We start from the raw sequence: 18709 nt of genomic DNA, 5'->3' as shown, positions 1-18709 counted from the left end.
TTTCAACAAAAATGAATTTTAACGTCAACGAAAAAGGGTATTACGGAGAATTTGGAGGAGCTTACATTCCTGAAATGTTGTATCCAAATGTAGAAGAATTACGTCAGAACTATCTAAAAATAACAAGCGAACCAGACTTTAAAGCCGAGTTTGACCAATTGCTAAAGGATTATGTTGGGCGGCCAAGTCCGCTATATTTTGCAAAGCGTTTATCCGAAAAATATAATACAAAAGTTTATCTAAAAAGAGAAGATTTAAATCATACCGGAGCACATAAAGTCAACAACACAATTGGGCAAATATTAGTAGCACAACGTTTGGGCAAAAAACGAATTATTGCCGAAACCGGCGCTGGTCAACATGGCGTTGCAACCGCTACAGTTTGTGCACTTATGGGCTTGGAATGTATTGTTTATATGGGCGAAATCGACATTGCGCGTCAGGCACCAAACGTGGCGCGTATGAAAATGCTAGGAGCTGAGGTTCGTCCCGCACTTTCAGGTTCAAGAACTTTAAAAGATGCTACAAACGAAGCGATTAGAGACTGGATTAATAATCCGGTTGATACACATTACATCATTGGATCTGCGATTGGACCGCATCCTTATCCAGATATGGTGACGCGTTTTCAAAGTGTAATTTCCGAAGAAATAAAATGGCAGTTAAAGGAAAAAGAAGGGCGCGAAAATCCTGATTATGTAGTCGCTTGTATTGGTGGCGGAAGTAATGCTGCAGGAACTTATTATCACTTTTTGCACGAACCGGAAGTTGGAATTATTGCCGTTGAAGCTGCCGGAAAAGGCGTAGACAGCGGTCATAGCGCAGCAACCAGTAAGTTAGGAAAAGTAGGTGTTATTCACGGTTGTAAAACCCTTTTAATGCAAACTCCAGACGGTCAAATTACAGAGCCATATTCTATTTCGGCAGGTCTGGATTATCCCGGCGTTGGTCCTATGCACGCACATTTGGCACAAACAGGTCGTGGCGAATTCTTCTCTGTTACAGATGATGATGCGATGAATGCAGGTTTACAACTAACTAAACTGGAAGGAATTATTCCGGCGATCGAGAGCGCACATGCGTTTGCAGTTTTGGATCAAAAGAAATTTAAACCTACAGATATTGTCGTAATCAGCCTTTCTGGACGTGGAGATAAAGATTTAGACAATTATATCGGTTATTTTAAGTTGTAATATAACATAAATAATTTGGGCGTTCCCTTCGGTCGGGCTGTATGCTATATTCCCGATTAACAAAAACTACGGCTAAAAAGCCTTGTTTTTCTAAATCGGGAGATGCCGCTCCCATCCCTAACGCAAAAACAAAACAACGAGAAAATAGCAATTATGGAAAAATTATTCTCTTACGGAACATTAAGGTCAAAACAAATTCAAATGCAGCTTTTTAATAAAGTGCTCACCGGAACTCGTGATCAGCTTCTGGGTTATAAACTAAAAAGTCTTCAAATTGAAGAAGAATTTGGAATGGCAGATTATGTTGTAGCTGTACCCAGCGCAGATTCTTTAGATCCTATACACGGAGTTGCTTTTAATATATCAACTTCGGATTTAGCTAAAGTCGATATATTTGAATCTAATGCCTATAAAAGAGTTCAAGTGACGCTGAAGTCAGGAATAGTTGCCTGGGTTTATATCGAAAATTGATTTTCGGACAAAAACCGAATGTAAAATGTCTTAAAATATAATGCCACGGATTAAAAAGATGCTCACTGATTATTCTGCAGATTTATTTCACGAAGACTTAAATTGATTTAAGCCGATTGGCACAGATCTAATTAAAAAATCTGTACGAATTACGTGAACAAAAAATCTTAGAAATCTTTTTAATCTCTGGCTAAATAATAATAAAACCTAACAGGTTTTAAAAACCTGTTAGGAAAATAACATAAAAAATGAACAGAATAACTCAAAAATTACAAGAAGATAAAAAGATACTTTCTATTTATTTTTCGGCTGGATATCCTAGTTTAAATAATACCGTGCAGATTATTCAGGATTTAGAAAAAAATGGTGTTGATTTAATCGAAATTGGTTTACCATTTAGTGATCCTTTGGCTGATGGACCAACGATTCAGGCGAGTTCTACTCAGGCGCTTAAAAACGGAATGACAACTCAAATTCTATTCGATCAACTAAAGAATATCCGCGAAAGCGTAAAAATTCCGTTGATTATCATGGGTTATTTTAACCCGATGTTACAATATGGAATTGAAGAATTTTGTAAAAAATGTGCCGAAATTGGGATCGATGGTTTAATTATTCCTGATTTACCGGTTGATGTTTATGCTGATGAATACAAAGCAATTTTCGAAAAATACGGACTAATCAATGTATTTCTGATTACACCACAAACTTCTGATGAACGTATTCGTTTTATCGACAGCGTTTCAAACGGATTTATTTATATGGTAAGTTCTGCAAGTGTTACGGGTTCTCAATCAGGTTTTGGAAACGTTCAGGAAGATTATTTTGAAAGAATCTCAAATATGAATCTTAAAAATCCTCAGATTATTGGTTTCGGAATTTCAAATAAAGAAACGTTTAATCAGGCAACAAAATTTGCAAAAGGGGCAATTATTGGAAGTGCCTTTATCAAACATTTAAGCGAAAGTGGTTCTGGAAAAATTAGTGAATTTGTTGGGGAGATTCGATAAAATATATTTTTACTTTTACAGAATACATCATTATTCTCACAACATACCCAACAGGTTTTAAAAACCTGTCGGGTTTACTTTTAGGAACGGAATAATTAATGTGATTTCTTCATTGTCGAAATGAAACTAAGAAAAAATCTAAACTAAATTAATTATCTTATAAATATTAAATTCAGCTTTTTTATTCGATTAATGTCAAAATCAACTACATGGTTTTCTGTTAATATTATGTTAAAATAAAATTAAACAGCTGTTTAAATTAAACGCTTGTTTAATTTTGTACTCGATTAGAAACAATACCATGTCAAACATCGAATTAAACGATAAAAAAATTCAGATTCTGGAAGTTGCTGAAAAGCTATTTTCTGATAAAGGATTTGAAGGCACATCAATACGGGACATCTCAAAAGTGGCAAAAATTAACGTTGCCATGATTTCGTATTATTTTGGTTCAAAAGAAAGATTACTTGAGGCTCTGATTTTTTACAAAACTTCTGATATAAAACTTCAATTAGACAATTTATTGCTTGAAAATCTTGAACCTCTTGATAAAGTCAATAAATTAATCGAAATTTACATTAACAGAATTAATTGTAACAGGGGAATTTACAGAATTTTACATTTTGAACTTACTTCAAAAAAAAGAGAACAAAACTTAGCTGCTTTTACTGAATTGAAAAAAGGGAACTTAAAATCTCTTGAAACAATAGTGAAAGAAGGTCAATCTAAAGGAGTTTTCAGAAAAGATGTAATTATTCCGCTTATAACGCCAACTATAATGGGAACATTTTTTCACTTTCACATGAACAAACCCTTTTTTGAGGAACTTCTCAATTTAAACACCGAAACGTTGTATAACGATTATATTAAAAACAGTCTTACAAAGCACATTCAACAAACTATAAAAGCTCTACTTGTTTATGAAAATTAATCAATTAATGCTCTTTGGGATTTTCTTTATCGGAATTTCATCAATAGAAGCACAAGAAAAAACAAGTTTAACCTTAGACGAAGCCGTGAAAATGGCCTGGGAAAAAAGTAACGAAGTTACGCTTGCCAATACTAAGGTAAACACAAAAAAATACGAATCACAAGAAGTTAGAAACAATCAGTACCCGGATTTAAAAATTTCCGGTCAATACCAAAGATTGACAAAAGCTTCTATCGATATGCATAATAGCGGTGATACGGCAAGTTCTGATCCAATGCCTTCTCCAAATCAGGCAATGTTAGGTATGGCAAATCTTAGTTTGCCAATATTTGCAGGATTTAAAATTCAGAACAGCATTAAAGCATCTGATAATTTATACGAAGCTGAAAGTGCGTATGCTGCTAAAACTAAAGAGGATGTAACTTTGCGTGTAATTACGTATTACAGCGCTTTATACAAGGCACAAAAAACGTTAGATCTTTTAAACGAAAATCAAAAGCAGGCGAAACAGCGTGTTACTGATTTTACGGAACTAGAGAAAAACGGAATCATTCCCAGAAATGATTTATTGAAAGCTCAATTATTGGTTTCAAAAACGCAATTATCTATTGATGAAGCGAATAACAACATTAATAATATCAACTTTTATCTTACGACTTTATTAAAATTAGAGCCGAATGTAAAACTTGAGGTTAATGAAGCTGATTTCTTTAATTTAAAAACTAGTAATGCACCAACATCTGATGTTTTGGCATTAGAAAACAGAAAGGATTTAGAAGCTATTCGTTTTCAACAAAAAGCCAGTGAAGCAAATATTAAAATAGCTAAATCAGGTTATTATCCTTCTCTTTCATTATTAGGCGGTTATACTGCTTTAGATCTTAAGGATTTTATTACTGTAAAATATGCAATGAATTTTGGAGTTGGTTTATCTTATGATTTATCAGGAATTTTAAAAAACAGTGCAAATGTAAAAGCTGCTGAAAGCCGAGCTTTAGAAGTTAAAAATTCAGAAGCCGTTATGACAGATCGTATTAAAGTTGAGGTTCAAAAATCTATTGAAGATTATGACTTGGCGATCAATCAAAGTGTGGTTTATGATGAAGCTCTTTTACAGGCTGCTGAAAATTATAGACTTGTAAAAGATAAATTTGACAATGGCTTATCAGACACTAACGATTTAGTTGAGGCTGATGTAGAACATTTAAATGCTAAAATCAACACGGCTTTGTCTAAAGCAACTATTATTCAAAAATATTACGAATTATTATCCGTATCAGGACAATTATCACAATCATTCAATCTTTCTAAAATATAATCGATAGCTCTCATGGAAAAGAAAAAAACAAATACTAAATTCATCATTATACTAACCGTATTGATTTTAGTGGGTGGAACTTACGGAATAACAAAATACATGCACTCTTTAGCTCACGAAGAAACAGATGATGCTCAGATCGAGAAAAAAATGAATCCAATTATTCCAAGAGTATCTGGATATATTAGCAAAGTATATGTAAAAGATAATGATTTTGTAAAAAAAGGAGATACTTTATTTACTATCGATAAAAGAGATTATCAATTGAAGATTGATGAAGCTAATGCTGCTTTGTTAGGTGCTGAAGGTCAATATGAAGCTGCAAAAGCTGATATTGGAAGTGCTTATGCAAGCATTTCAGTATCTGATGCGAATATGAGATCTGCAGGTGGTTCTATCGAAAGTGCAAAAATTAGATTGAGACAAGCTACTAATGATTTCAATCGTTACAATAATTTGTATAAAACGCATACAATTACAAAACAACAATTTGAACAGGCTCAGACTGCAAAAGATGAAGCCGAAAATCAAGTTCGAGTTTTAGAACAACAACAAAGAGCAAGTTCTTTTCAAAAATCAGTAATTCAATCTAAATCGAAAGTTTCTGACAAACAAACTGAAGTTGCTTCTGCAAACATCAAAAGAGCTAAAACAATGCTTGATGTTGCTAAATTAAACCTTACTTATACTGTTGTAACTGCTGCAATTGACGGTCAGGTTTCTAAAGTTGATATTCAGCCGGGACAATTAGTTCAGCCGGGACAATCTTTATTTTACATTATCAATAATACCGAAGCTTGGGTTGTTGCTAACTTTAAAGAAACGCAATTAAACAAAATGATTGTGGGACAAAAAGTAAGCTTAAAAGTTGATGCTTATCCTAACTATGAATTCAAAGGAACATTAACTTCATTTTCTCCTGCAACAGGATCTCGTTTTTCATTATTACCTCCTGATAACGCAACAGGTAACTTCGTAAAAACAATTCAGAGATTACCGGTAAAAATTAGTTTAGACGAATCAAACGATCCTGAAAAAGTAAAATTACTAAGACCAGGAATGAATGTTGACGTAGACGTACATTTAAAATAATCGAATGACAGCAGTACAAGGAGATGACGATTTAGTAGAATACGGTTATAGACGTGTGATTATTACGATTACTGCAGTACTTTGTGCACTGCTGGAAATTGTAGATACCACGATTGTAAACGTAGCACTAACAGACATGCGAGGTAGCCTTGGTGCTACTTTGACTGATGTGGCTTGGGTAATTACAGCATACGCAATTGCGAATGTTATTGTAATTCCGATGACGAGTTGGCTTTCACAACAATTTGGAAGACGTAATTATTTTGTGGCCTCTATTATTCTATTTACAGTCTGTTCCTTTTTATGCGGTAACGCCACTAATATTTGGGAATTAGTTGCTTTTAGGTTTGTACAAGGTATGGGTGGAGGAGCTTTATTAGTAACAGCCCAAACTATTATTACCGAAAGTTATCCTATTGCAAAACGTGGTATGGCGCAGGCTATTTACGGAATGGGTGTAATTGTTGGTCCAACTTTAGGTCCGCCTTTAGGAGGTTATCTAGTAGATAATTATTCGTGGCCTTATATCTTTTACATCAATATTCCGTTAGGAATTATTGCAACTATTTTGGCTCTTACTTTCGTAAGAAGTCCGAAATATGGAGAAAAACTAAAAGCAAATCAGGTTGACTGGTGGGGAATTATTTTACTAGCCTCTTTTATCGGATCATTACAATTCGTTTTAGAGCATGGTCAACAAGACGATTGGTTCAACGATTCTTTAATCGTAACCTTAAGTGTTGTAACTGTTCTGGGATTAGTATTATTTATCTGGCGAGAGCTGACATATAAACATCCTATTGTAAACTTAAGTGTTTTAAAAGATGGAAATTTAAGAATTGGAACTGTAATGTGTTTTATTCTTGGTTTCGGTTTATACGGATCAACTTTAATTATCCCAATTTACACGCAATCTGTTTTAGGATGGACCGCAACAGATGCCGGATTATTATTGATTCCGGGTTCTATAACAACAGCGATCATGATGCCATTCGTTGGTAATATGATTCAAAAAGGAGTTCCGCAAGGATATATGGTTGGAGTTGGATTTTTAGTATTCTTCTTTTTTACCTTTATGATGCAAACCCGTATGACGCCTGATACTGGCGTTGAACACATGTATTGGCCTTTGATTTTAAGAGGAATTGGTTTAGGATTACTTTTTGTACCTATTACCACACTTTCACTTTCTACATTAAAAGGAAAACATATTGGTGAAGGAGCTGCTTTTACCGGAATGATGAGACAATTAGGAGGTTCATTTGGTATTGCAATTATTACCACTTTTATCACTCGTTTCAGTCAGGAACACAGAGTAGATTTATTGACAAATTTAGATCCTTCAAAATTCGATGTTCAGCAACGTATTGCAGGAATGCAAAGAGCATTTGAAGCCAAAGGTTATAGTGCCGATGTCGCTCTTAAAAAAGCATATCAGGCTTTAGAATATTCAGTAATGAAACAAAGTACCGTAATGTCATACATAGATATTTTTATGTACCTGGGAATCATGTTCTTATGCTGTATACCAATTATTCTTTTCATTAAAAAAGGAAAAAACAAAATTAATCCTGCTGATGCAATGCATTAATAATAATTTTATAATAATTGATTTATAATACGAAAAAGCCGCGCTATTTATTTAGCCCGGCTTTTTTTATAATTCTAACATTTAGATGATTGTGTTGAAGGGATTGAAATCCCTACCTACAATATGCTTTAATGTTGAAGGGATTAAAATCCCTACCTACAATATGTTCCGAGTCTCCGACTCTCTAGTAAAAAACTTAGTCTCTTAGCAACTCAGGTTCTTAGCCTCTTTATAAAAAACCTTGTCCCTTTGTCACTTTGCCTCTTTGAACCTTTCTAAAAAATCTATCTTGTAAAAACCAAATGATTTCCTTCTGAAAGATTGTCATCAAAATGATAACCCTCATAATCAAAACCTTTTAAATCATCGACAGTTTCTGCATTTGTATCAATAATATAACGCACCATCATTCCCCTCGCCTTTTTAGCGAAGAAACTGATTATTTTAAGTTTTCCATCTTTATAATCTTTAAAATCCGGAGTAATCACAGGAACTTTTAAAGCTTTTACATCAACTGCCGAAAAATATTCATTACTGGCTAAATTCACAAATAATTCTCCCTTTTCAAGTTCTTTATTTAAAGATTTGGTTACAGTTGGCTTCCAGAATTCATGGAGATTTTTATATTCTCCAACAGATAATTTAGTTCCCATTTCCAGACGATAAGCCTGCATTAAGTCCAGCGGTTTTAAAACTCCATAAAGGCCTGATAAAATTCTAAGTTTGTTTTGTAAAACTTCTACTTTTTCAAGCGGAATTGTATAAGCATCTAAACCTGTATAAACATCTCCATCAAAAGTATAAATTGCCGGACGTGCGTTTTCTGGTGTAAATGGCGTTTTCCAATCTTGGTTTCTTCTCCAGTTTAAGTCTGATAATTTGTCTGAAATTGACATTAATTCAGATAATTCAGCTGGTTTTTTTTCTTTTAAAATTTTATGAACCTGACGTGCTTCTTTTAAAAAAGACGGTTCTGTATATTGTGTAGTTGGTAATTCTTTTTCGAAATTTAATGATTTCGCAGGAGATATAACAATTTTCATTTGTGCGTTTTTATATGATTCAAAAATACAAATTGAATTTCTAAAAAAATATTATTGCAATTGATTTGTTTGATAACGGTATCAATGTTTTTTTTGCCACGAATTTTCACTAATTAGATTCAATCGAATTAAGTTTACAAAAATAAAATTCGCGGAAATTAGTGTAATTCGTGGCAACCATTTTTCTGTTTGATAAAATTCTCCACCTCAAACTGTGAATTTGTTCAAAAAAGTCAACAATAGATTATAATAGGCATTTTCTATGTTGTAAATTTGCGCGTATAAAATTCCAAATAACATTTCAATATAAAATTGAAAGTTGTATTCTAAAAAATTAGCCACGAATTCACGAATTAACTTTTTTTAATAATTAATTTAAAAAATTCGTGAATTCGTGGCGAAAAAATTTAGATCATGACAAAAATATTATATCAACTGGAAAGTTATCAAATTATGGGAATTTTATTTGATGTTCATAGAAATTTAGGTGGAGGCTTTTCTGAAATCGTTTATAAAGATGCTTTAGAATATGAGTTTAAATTAGCCAATATTCCATTTGAAAGAGAAAAAGAATATTTAGTAAATTATAAAGACATAATATTAAATCACAGGTTTTATGCTGATTTTGTTTTGTTTGATAAAATTATACTTGAAATAAAATCAAGTGATTATTTACATCCTAAACATATTTCGCAATGTCTAAATTATCTCAAAGTTTCTAAAACACATTTAGCGATTTTAGCAAACTTTAATTCTGTCTCGCTTGAATACAAACGTATTATTTTATAAAAAAATTAGTGAATTCGTGGCTATACAAACAAACTATAAAACAGCATTAGAACATAAAATCTTCGAAGTAATTTCGAAAGCATCTCAGGAACTCAACGTCGACAGTTATGTAATTGGCGGATTTGTACGGGATTTTCTTTTAAACCGGGGTTCTAAAAAAGACATTGATGTTGTTGCCGTTGGTAGCGGAATCGAATTGGCTTTGAAGGTTTCAGAACTTCTTCCAAAAAAACCAAAAGTACAGGTTTTTAAAACTTATGGAACTGCGATGTTGCGCTTTGAAGATACTGATATTGAATTTGTTGGCGCGCGAAAAGAATCTTATAACTTCGAAAGCAGAAATCCTATTGTTGAAAACGGAACACTTGAAGACGATCAAAATCGCCGTGATTTTACTATCAATGCATTGGCTTTATCTTTAAACGAAAAAACTTTTGGAGATCTTTCTGATCCTTTTAACGGATTGGCAGATTTAGAGAACCAAACTATCAAAACGCCTTTAGATCCCAGCATAACTTATTCTGATGATCCTTTACGAATGTTGCGTGCAATTCGTTTTGCCAATCAATTGGGTTTTGAAATTGAGAAAAATTCACTTGACGCGATTACTAAAAATGCTGAGAGAATAAATATTATTTCCGGAGAACGTATTGTTGATGAATTGAATAAAATTCTTTCAACAGATAAACCTTCAATCGGGTTTTTACTTTTATATCAAACCGGACTTTTAGATATTATTCTTCCTGAATTAACGGCTTTGAATCAGGTCGAAGAAATTGAAGGTCATACTCATAAAAACAACTTTTACCACACACTTGAGGTTGTCGATAATATTTGCCCAAATACTGATGATGTTTGGTTGCGTTGGTCGGCTTTGTTGCATGATATTGGGAAAGCGCCAACAAAACGTTTCAATAAAAAACAAGGCTGGACTTTTCACGGTCATGAATTTCTTGGTGGAAAAATGGCGAAGAAAATATTCGAACGTTTACACATGCCGTTAAATCACAAAATGAAATTTGTACAAAAAATGGTCATTATGAGTTCGCGTCCTATTGTTTTGGCGCAGGATATTGTGACTGACAGCGCGGTTCGTCGTTTGGTTTTTGATGCCGGCGAAGATGTTGAGGATTTAATGATTTTGTGCGAAGCTGATATCACAACCAAAAATCCTTCGAAGTTTAAGAAATATCATAAAAATTTTGAAATCGTTCGCAAGAAAATTGTTGAGGTAGAAGAACGCGATCATGTTCGTAATTTTCAACCGCCAATTTCAGGTGAAGAAATTATGGCAATTTTTGATTTGCAACCTTCCCGTGAAATCGGAATGTTGAAAGAAGCTGTAAAAGAAGCTATTTTAGAAGGTGATATTCCGAATGAATATCAGGCAGCTTATGATTTTATCATTAAAAGAGCTGAAAAATTGGGTTTAAAAAAAGTTTAAGAATAAGTTTTACATAATGAAAAAAGAAAATAAATCAGTAATCATTTGGTTACTATCAGGTTGTGTTTTATTGTTTTTAATGGTTGTTGTTGGCGGAATCACCCGCTTAACAAATTCAGGTTTATCAATGACGGATTGGCATTTGGTAACCGATACTTTCCCGCCTTTGACGGATGCAAAATGGAATGAAGCTTTTGAACAATACAAGAAATTTCCTGAATATCAAAAAATCAATATTCACAACGATTTTCAATTAGCCGATTATAAATTTATTTATTTCTGGGAATGGTTCCACCGTTTTATTGGTCGTATCATCGGATTGGTTTTCTTTATACCGTTTGTTTATTTCTTAATCAGAAAAAAACTAGATCGTCCAACAATCAATAAATGTATTGTTTTATTGGCAATGGGAGGTTTTCAGGGATTTTTAGGTTGGTTTATGGTTCGCAGCGGATTAATTGACAATCCTGATGTAAGTCATTTTAGACTTTCACTACACCTTACTTTTGCTTTTATCACATTTGCATATACTTTATGGGTGGCGCTGGATTTAATTTATCCAGAAAGAACGATTACTAAAGTAATTCCGCTTCGAAATATTGCGAGATTTGCTTTGATTGCTTTACTAATTCAAATTATTTATGGTGGTTTTGTTGCAGGTTTAAACGCGGGATTAATTCATAATCACTGGCCTTTAATGAGTGACGGACAATTTATTCACGATTCTGTTTTTATTGAACAGCCAACTTTGGTGAAAAATTTAATCGAAGGAAAAAGCGGCGTTCAGTTCGTTCACAGAACTTTTGCTTATGCTGTAGTTGCTTTTATTCTGTTTTTATATTTCAAAAGCACAAAATTTTCGCTTACAAGAACACAAAATAACGGAATCAAAACTTTGGTTGTTTTTGTTTTTATCCAATTTGCATTAGGAGTTTTTACGCTGTTATATAGTGTTCCATTAGCTTTAGGATTAATTCACCAAATTATGGCTTTCTTCCTTTTAAGCGCCATGACTTTCACTTTACATAGATTGAGCAAATAATAAATATCAAAACATAAAAAAATCCTTCAGCGAAGGATTTTTTTATGTTTTGATGTTTTGATTTGCCAAATTTGATTATGTTAAACCGGATTAAAATCCGGCCCTACAATATAAACCATTCCTACGGAATTCAATCCAAAATTAAAGAGCCATCGGCTCGATTCATTTTGTAAGGCTGGATTTTAATCCAGTTCACATGTAGAGCAACGTTTTCCGAAGCTTCGAAATCAATCCATTGGAATTTAATTATAAAATATCGTTTTTTACCCCAGCCAATTTTTAAAATCCTGCACTTTTTCACGGCTTACAATTACCTCATCTTCTTTATAAGTAGGTAAAATAACTTTCAGGCGAGAATTGGTGTAAATCTGAATTTCCTTAATTGCCGGAAGCGGAACAATGAATTTTCGGCTTATGCGAAAGAAATCTTTTTTGTCTAATTCCTGTTCCAGAATTTCAAGAGTCGAATCGATTAAATAATTTCTATTATCAAAAGTATGAATGTATGTTCCTTTGTTTTCACTAAAAAAGCATTCGATTTCGTCAGTGGTAATCACTTTTAAATGTTGCCCGATTTTAACTGTAAATCGTTTTTTATAACTCTTTTCAAAAGGATTTGACAACATTTGACGTATTTGCTCAAAATCAAGCTGAAGATTCTGATTTCCTGAATCTGCTTTAGGTAATCTTGCTTTAAATTTAGTAACAGCCACTTCAAGATCATCTTCGTCAATAGGTTTTAAAAGATAATCAATGCTATTAAGTTTGAAGGCTTTTAGGGCATATTCATCATAAGCGGTTGTAAAAATAATGGCGCTCTGAATGTCAATTTTTTCGAAAATTTCAAACGATAAACCATCTGATAACTGAATATCCAGGAAAATTAAATCCGGATGTTGATTATTTGAAAACCAATGAATTGATTCTTCTACAGAATGCAACATGGTTTCTACGGCGATATCTAACTTTTCGAGTTTTCGCTGCAATAACCTTGCAGCCGGTTTTTCGTCTTCTATAATTAATGTGGTCATTTAGCAGGATGCAAAAATTGAAAATTTAGTTTAAAATTACTCCCATTTATTCTTATTCTGAGCATCTTTGTCCATAAATTTCTGGATTTTCTTTTGTTCCCAATCTCTGTTGAAAAAAATATCCGGTCCAAATACTGTAAATGCATGAATTAATAAAGCAATTCCCCAGTAAAATAATGTCGAATAACTTTGCCAGTTTTCAAAACCTCTTATTTCAACATTATTCCAAGTATAATTTCTACTAAAATTTGCAATAAGAATTATAGCATTTACTATGACAAAAACTCTCAAATGCGAATAAAATCCTTTAATTCGTTTCACTTTTTTGAACGCAATATTATAACTTTCGTCTGTACTTAATTCTTGTTTGTAATCTTCGTACATATGTCTTCTATATCTTCCCATTTTATTTTATTTCTATTTAATTATTGCCATTTATTTCTTTCTTCCTTCTCTTTTTCCATTAACTCTTTGATTTTTCTGTCTTCCCAACCTTTTCCAAGAACCGGGAATATTTCAAAAACCTTTAATCCATGAAAAACAACACCCATTCCCCACCACATTAAAGGCCAGTAAAACCACAAATGATCTGGTGATGTATATAGATTAATAAAGATCAAGACAATATTTACACCTATATATGAGGTCAGGTTTCCATAAAATCCTTTGATATCCTCCACTTTCTTTTTTGCGAGTCGATATCTATCCTCTTCAGTTAAATTCACTTCCATCATTTCCAGTTTTGTTTGTTATTTCCTTTCTCTAAAATCTCTCTAATTTTTCGTTCTTCCCAATCTGAGCTGTAACCATAAACTTTAAAAGCGTGCATTACAACTCCAAATCCCCAACCTAAAGCCGAAAACCAAAACCATTGAAATCCGGGAGAAAACCTCAGATTAATAAATACTAAAAACGGAATTATACAACAATATGATATTATATTAGCATAAAATCCTTTTAACTCTTCTACTCTTTTTTTAGCTCTGAAATAGGCTTTATTCTCATCGCTATATTCTACATTTGTTTCCATAACTGATATTTGTTTAGTTAAAATTGGAATTTTAACTGTAAAATTTTGTTCGTTTTGTTCAATAACTACTTTTCTGTCGGTAATAATTCCGTATCGATTCACGATATTTTGCAATCCCACTCCTTGCCTGTCCTGTAAAACTTCTTTTTTCTGAAAATCATTTTGAATCGCTAAATAATCTCCATCAACAAAAATCCTGATATGCAATGGTTTTTGTTCGCTTACTACATTATGTTTTACTGTATTTTCGAGCAAAAGCTGTAATGATAACGGAACCACTTTTGCATCCGGATTTATGATTGTTGTTGGCAATTCATAAAACAAACTATTCTCAAAACGCATCTTCAACAGATTCATATAGGTTTTGGCAAAAGCCAATTCATCTTCAACCGAAACCAATTCTTTGTCTTTTTGTTCTAAAACATAACGATAAATTTTAGATAATGAAGTGGTAAAACGTTGTGCATTATCCGGATTTTCTTCGATTAAAGAACTTAAAACATTCAGGCTGTTAAAAAGAAAGTGCGGATCGATTTGATTTTTTAAACTTTCAAATTTAGCACTTGCCGTTCCTGCGATAATTTTTTGCTGCGTTATTTCAAATTTTGATGCTTGTTTCCATTTTACCATAAAACTTCTGGCTTGCATAAAAGTTGAAACCCCTAAAGCCAGCATGATATAAAACAGATGTATCCAAATCATTCTGTCGCTAAAGAATTTATCTAAAGGCATATTTTGCAAAATAACAAAAATGTAATAATTTATTCCCAGAACTATTGGGATCGTGTAAAGAACTGTAACCAGAATTCCGTAATAAACTCTTAGGTTCGTCTGCTCCAGCCAATCCCATTTTTTATCCAGCAAAACATTAATATATCCATTTCCAAAACCTACCAAAAAAGAATACAAACAGCTTATAAAAAAAGTAATAAGAACGTTTTGAATGTTTAAGTCTTTCCCTAAACAAGCTGAAAATATTATTGTAAAGATCACAGAAATCTTGAATGATACTATTGTTCCACTCTTTAAATCTGCATATGTATTTCTATGATCTTTCATTATAATTGGCTTAAATTTATTTTATTTTTTACAGTTTTTCTGAGTTTCCAAAGCTCTGTCTAACCCCCATTTTGGAGAAAAAGGAGTTTCCGGTTTAAAAGTAGCAAAAAGTTCAACAGCTTTATCAACTTGCTCACATAATGGTTTTGTATCAACTCCTGACCATTTTGCTCCGCTTATTTGATAATCAGCTTCACCAAAAACAATTCTTGGATTTTTTGGGTCGATCGCCTTACCTTTTGCGTAAGCTTCCATTACTTTAGCCGAATATTTCATTCCGTTTGTCATAGGATCTGCAACTACCCAAGCTGTATAAATTAAAGCTTGCATTGCATATAATTCGGCATTATCTTGATCTTTTATTAATTCAATATCTAATGCGTCTTGTGCTTTTGTTAGTAACAAATCAATTTTTGTTTTATCTTTTTCACTAAACGAAGATGTAGTGTTGATTAAAGCTACATAGTAATTGGGCAAATAACTTGTTTTTTCTGCCGCAGCAATTCTTTCAAACATTGCCGAAGCTTCTGTGTTTTTTCCTTCTTTCCAAAGTCCAAAAGCTTTTCCCATTCCTTGTTCAAATTGTGTTTGTGCAGAACTTATTACTACTATAAGTAATGTAGCCAAAGTGATGATTTTTTTCATTTTTAAGTAATTTAATAGTTATTTTTAAGTGGTTAGTTATTATAATACAATTTCAATTTTAGAATCTTTGTTAACAACAAATTTAGCATCTTTATAGGCGGGAGGTCCCATAAATCCTTTTGCATTGTTTGAAGCGGCATAATCTTCAGAAGGTATTCCCATCATATTTTTATCAAGTTTTCCGTTACTGTTTTCATCGTGATACGTTGAAATTGCATATTCTCCCGCAGGAATCCCTTCAAATGTTACGACTACTTCGTTATTTTTAATTTTTGAAGCCTCACTTTTATAAATAGTTTTTAAAAATGTTCCCTCTGAATTGTACAAGCCTACTTTTACCATTCCTGTATTGTTTTTTAAGCCTGAAACCGAAACGGTAAGCTTTACAGTTTGAGCAGAGATTAAACTGCAGATAAATAATGTGATTATTGTAATAATTTTGGTCATGGTTTTTTTTTAAAAGGTTCTGAGTTACTAAGGTTCTGAGTGTCTAAGTTTTTTTTGTTGATGATTAAAACTCTGTTTGTTACTTTGAGTTTCTAAGTTTTTAAGGAGCTGAGTCTCTAAGTTTTTTTCTTAGTTCTTAGCAACTTAGTCGCTTATTATTTATACTTCAAAAGTACTTTGGTTTTTATTGTTTTAAAATTAAATGATACTGAGTTGTTGAATTTGATGACTGAATTGTTTTTTCTAAAGGTCCTGAGGTTCTGAGTTGCTAAGGTTCTAAGTTTTTCACTCAACAACTCAGCAATAAAAAACTTAGCAACTCAGAACCTTAGCAACTTAGCAACTATAAATTCTTCAATTGATTCTCATTTTTATTATCACTAATCGTCCAGAAGAAACCTACGAAGAAAAATCTGTCTGCTGTTGGTAAAACGGGTTGTCTATTGTAGACTCCGTTTGCGTCCGGGAGTTTTGCGTAATCGTATCCAAAAACATTTTGAGTTCCTAATACATTTGAAACCGAGAAATAAAGGATTTTTTGAGTGGTTAATAAATACGCCCAGTTAAAACTCAAACTATTATATGATTTCGTTTTTCCGTTCATGAATTGAGTTTGGTTTGGATCATTATAAGGACGTCCTGAACTATAACTATTCGTGAAACCAATTTGCGATTTCCAATCTGTAATAAAATATTTGGTTACAATTGACAAACTGTGATTGGCAACAAAGTTTGGAGTCGCCATGTTTGGAAAATTCTTGTATTGTCTTTCCGAATCTATATAAGAATACGAAATCCAATATTCCAGGTTTTTATACAAATTGCTATCTCTCCAAAACAAATCCAGTCCTTTTGCATATCCTGAACCGTTATTATTGAAAACCGAATTGTACTGAATGTCTCGGGTATTGTATTGCACTAAATTGCTGTAATCTTTATAATAAGCTTCGGCTCTAAAAGTCTGACCTGGTTTTGTAAATTGATAATTTAAAATATAATGGCTTGCTTTTTCACTTTCGAATTGATGATATTTAGAATATTTAATATAATCAACAACCGGAGTTTGAGAAAAATCTCCGTAAGCAAATGAAAACTGACTGCTTTTAGACACTTTATAAGCAATCGAAGCTCTTGGTGCAAAATTGGTTTCGTCTAATAAACTATTATTCGAAAGTCTAACTCCTACTTTCATCGCGAACTTTTTCGAGAATAAAATATCTCCTTCGGTATAAAAAGCTGCAATATTTGAGTCGTAACCATTTGATGATTTTATTGAAATATTGTCATTAAAATTTTCATTGAATTTTGTAATAAAATAATCAGCTCCAAAAGACAATTTGAAATAATTTGAAATATTTTTTCTTAATTTCAATTTCAGTTGCGCTGCATTTTCGTTGCTGTCAACATCATTAATATCAAATTTGACTTTGTTTTTGCTGTAACCATAACTAATTCCCGATGTAAGTTGCCAGCCAGTTCCAAAATCTCCTTTATAAGACGCATTCAAATAAAAATTATTATTGTTTAAATCTGTTCTTATTGGATCGGCAAAATTCACATTTTTCTGATTCAAATCGAATTTTTCAGCATCAAAAGCTGCGTAAAATTTAAAAATTCCTCTTTCAAAATGATATCTGTAAACCGCTTCTCCACCTATAGATTGATACGGATTATTCCAGTCTACATTTTGAGGAACTACTGCCTGATAAGGCGCCAGATTAACATAATTGGTATTAATACTGAAGGAACTTTTTTTCCATTTTTGGGTATTTCCTATTCCTAAACCTACTGTCATTAAAGCAATATCAGTTTTATTCTGGTCCGGTTCATCTTGCGTATTCAATAACAAAACACTTGATAAGGCTTCACCATATTCAGCAGAATATCCTCCCGTTGAAAAAGCAATTCCGCTAAACAAAAAAGGCGAAAATCTGCTTCGGGTTGGCAAATTATTAGTTGACGCGCCATAAGGTTGCGCCACACGAAGTCCGTCTACAAAAGTTTGAGTTTCGCTTGCTTCTCCACCACGAACAAATAAACGCCCGTCTTCTCCCACGGTTTGCGTTCCCGGTAAAGTTTGCAAAGCGGCAATAATATTCCCTGCAGAACCTGCCGTAGTCACAATATCTAAAGGTTTTAATACCGAAACTCTTGCTTTATCACCGGATTCTAACGTTCCTGCAGTGATTATAACGGCATCAAGTGCATTGACATTTTCTCTAAGTTTTATGCTTTGGTCTTTGAAATTTGTAACGTCAATTTCTTTTTTGAAAGTGTCATAAAGCAAAAAACTAATCACTAAAGTCTGATTTCCTGTAGCAGTAGTTTCAAAAGAAAAATCTCCTGTTTCAGAACTTGTTGCTCCGTCATAAGTTCCGTCAATGTAAATATTAGCTCCCGGAACCGGTTTTCCTTTTTGATCTAATACTTTGCCCGAAATAGTGTTTTGAGCAAAAATGAAAGCGGTAAAAAGTAAAAAGGCAATTGTAAAAATTTTGGTTTTCATACCTGTTGGTTTAAATATTATTTTGTTTTGGTGAGACAAATGTATTTTAACAGTTTTAGTTAAAAAA

General features: G+C 32.8%; 18 protein-coding genes. 10 read left to right on the top strand and 8 right to left on the bottom strand.

Annotated features, from left to right (window positions below; genetic code table 11):
- The first annotated feature begins 11 nt into the window (after positions 1 to 11).
- The 7 genes from trpB to ACHZDT_RS07375 all read left to right on the top strand — a co-directional run bounded on the left by trpB (position 12) and on the right by ACHZDT_RS07375 (position 7606).
- Positions 12 to 1193 carry a tryptophan synthase subunit beta gene (gene trpB, locus ACHZDT_RS07405; protein WP_394773989.1) on the top strand — a complete coding sequence of 394 codons (1182 nt, stop codon included), beginning with the start codon at positions 12 to 14 and terminating at the stop codon, positions 1191 to 1193.
- 153 nt (positions 1194 to 1346) lie between these two features.
- Positions 1347 to 1664: a gamma-glutamylcyclotransferase family protein gene (locus ACHZDT_RS07400; RefSeq protein WP_394773988.1), complete on the top strand. Its 318-nt coding sequence runs from the start codon at positions 1347 to 1349 to the stop codon at positions 1662 to 1664.
- Between the two features lie 248 nt (positions 1665 to 1912).
- Complete coding sequence (gene trpA, locus ACHZDT_RS07395; RefSeq protein ID WP_394773987.1) at positions 1913 to 2674, top strand: tryptophan synthase subunit alpha; 762 nt, start codon at positions 1913 to 1915, stop codon at positions 2672 to 2674.
- A 301-nt stretch (positions 2675 to 2975) separates the two neighbouring features.
- Positions 2976 to 3605: a TetR family transcriptional regulator gene (locus ACHZDT_RS07390; RefSeq protein ID WP_394773986.1), complete on the top strand. Its 630-nt coding sequence runs from the start codon at positions 2976 to 2978 to the stop codon at positions 3603 to 3605.
- Entirely contained in the window at positions 3595 to 4923 is a 1329-nt protein-coding gene (locus ACHZDT_RS07385) for a TolC family protein (protein WP_394773985.1), read from the top strand. Before ACHZDT_RS07390 ends, ACHZDT_RS07385 begins: the two co-directional genes overlap by 11 nt.
- Before the next feature lie 12 nt (positions 4924 to 4935).
- A complete protein-coding gene (locus ACHZDT_RS07380) occupies positions 4936 to 6015 on the top strand; it encodes an HlyD family secretion protein (RefSeq protein WP_394773984.1) in 1080 nt (359 codons plus the stop codon).
- A 4-nt stretch (positions 6016 to 6019) separates the two neighbouring features.
- Entirely contained in the window at positions 6020 to 7606 is a 1587-nt protein-coding gene (locus ACHZDT_RS07375; RefSeq protein WP_394773983.1) for an MDR family MFS transporter, read from the top strand.
- 284 nt (positions 7607 to 7890) lie between these two features.
- Here the strand turns inward: ACHZDT_RS07375 and yaaA are convergent, their stop codons facing one another.
- Positions 7891 to 8649 carry a peroxide stress protein YaaA gene (gene yaaA / locus ACHZDT_RS07370; protein ID WP_394773982.1) on the bottom strand — a complete coding sequence of 253 codons (759 nt, stop codon included), beginning with the start codon at positions 8647 to 8649 and terminating at the stop codon, positions 7891 to 7893.
- Between the two features lie 414 nt (positions 8650 to 9063).
- Between yaaA and ACHZDT_RS07365 the strand changes: the two genes are divergently transcribed.
- The 3 genes from ACHZDT_RS07365 to ACHZDT_RS07355 are packed head-to-tail and all read left to right on the top strand — an operon-like array spanning position 9064 to position 11924.
- A complete protein-coding gene (locus ACHZDT_RS07365; protein WP_394773981.1) occupies positions 9064 to 9438 on the top strand; it encodes a GxxExxY protein in 375 nt (124 codons plus the stop codon).
- Positions 9439 to 9454: 16 nt separating this feature from the next.
- Complete coding sequence (locus ACHZDT_RS07360; RefSeq protein WP_394773980.1) at positions 9455 to 10882, top strand: CCA tRNA nucleotidyltransferase; 1428 nt, start codon at positions 9455 to 9457, stop codon at positions 10880 to 10882.
- A gap of 16 nt (positions 10883 to 10898) precedes the next feature.
- Positions 10899 to 11924, top strand: a complete 1026-nt coding sequence (locus ACHZDT_RS07355; protein WP_394773979.1) for a COX15/CtaA family protein — start codon at positions 10899 to 10901, stop codon at positions 11922 to 11924.
- A gap of 263 nt (positions 11925 to 12187) precedes the next feature.
- On the opposite strand, the gene ACHZDT_RS07350 is transcribed toward ACHZDT_RS07355, so the two are convergent.
- From ACHZDT_RS07350 to ACHZDT_RS07320, 7 genes are all read right to left on the bottom strand, one after another.
- Positions 12188 to 12955, bottom strand: coding sequence for a LytR/AlgR family response regulator transcription factor (locus ACHZDT_RS07350; protein ID WP_394773978.1), 768 nt, complete (start codon positions 12953 to 12955; stop codon positions 12188 to 12190).
- A 36-nt stretch (positions 12956 to 12991) separates the two neighbouring features.
- On the bottom strand, positions 12992 to 13360 hold the full coding sequence (locus ACHZDT_RS07345) for a 2TM domain-containing protein (RefSeq protein WP_394773977.1): 369 nt from the start codon (positions 13358 to 13360) through the stop codon (positions 12992 to 12994).
- Between the two features lie 20 nt (positions 13361 to 13380).
- On the bottom strand, positions 13381 to 13686 hold the full coding sequence (locus ACHZDT_RS07340; RefSeq protein ID WP_394774000.1) for a 2TM domain-containing protein: 306 nt from the start codon (positions 13684 to 13686) through the stop codon (positions 13381 to 13383).
- Positions 13686 to 15044 carry a histidine kinase gene (locus tag ACHZDT_RS07335; protein WP_394773976.1) on the bottom strand — a complete coding sequence of 453 codons (1359 nt, stop codon included), beginning with the start codon at positions 15042 to 15044 and terminating at the stop codon, positions 13686 to 13688. The genes ACHZDT_RS07340 and ACHZDT_RS07335 overlap by 1 nt, the downstream gene beginning before the upstream one ends.
- Positions 15045 to 15065: 21 nt before the next feature.
- On the bottom strand, positions 15066 to 15689 hold the full coding sequence (locus tag ACHZDT_RS07330) for a hypothetical protein (RefSeq protein WP_394773975.1): 624 nt from the start codon (positions 15687 to 15689) through the stop codon (positions 15066 to 15068).
- A gap of 39 nt (positions 15690 to 15728) precedes the next feature.
- Positions 15729 to 16136, bottom strand: coding sequence for a DUF2141 domain-containing protein (locus ACHZDT_RS07325; protein WP_394773974.1), 408 nt, complete (start codon positions 16134 to 16136; stop codon positions 15729 to 15731).
- Positions 16137 to 16479: 343 nt separating this feature from the next.
- Positions 16480 to 18642 (bottom strand): carboxypeptidase-like regulatory domain-containing protein, encoded by a 2163-nt coding sequence (locus ACHZDT_RS07320; RefSeq protein ID WP_394773973.1) that lies wholly within the window; start codon positions 18640 to 18642, stop codon positions 16480 to 16482.
- Positions 18643 to 18709: the final 67 nt, after the last annotated feature.

Origin of the sequence: Flavobacterium sp. (assembly GCF_043722275.1) — a bacterium.
GTDB lineage: Bacteria > Bacteroidota > Bacteroidia > Flavobacteriales > Flavobacteriaceae > Flavobacterium.
The sequence above is the reverse complement of the archived record's forward strand: the minus strand, read 5'-3'. Positions and strand labels throughout refer to the sequence as shown.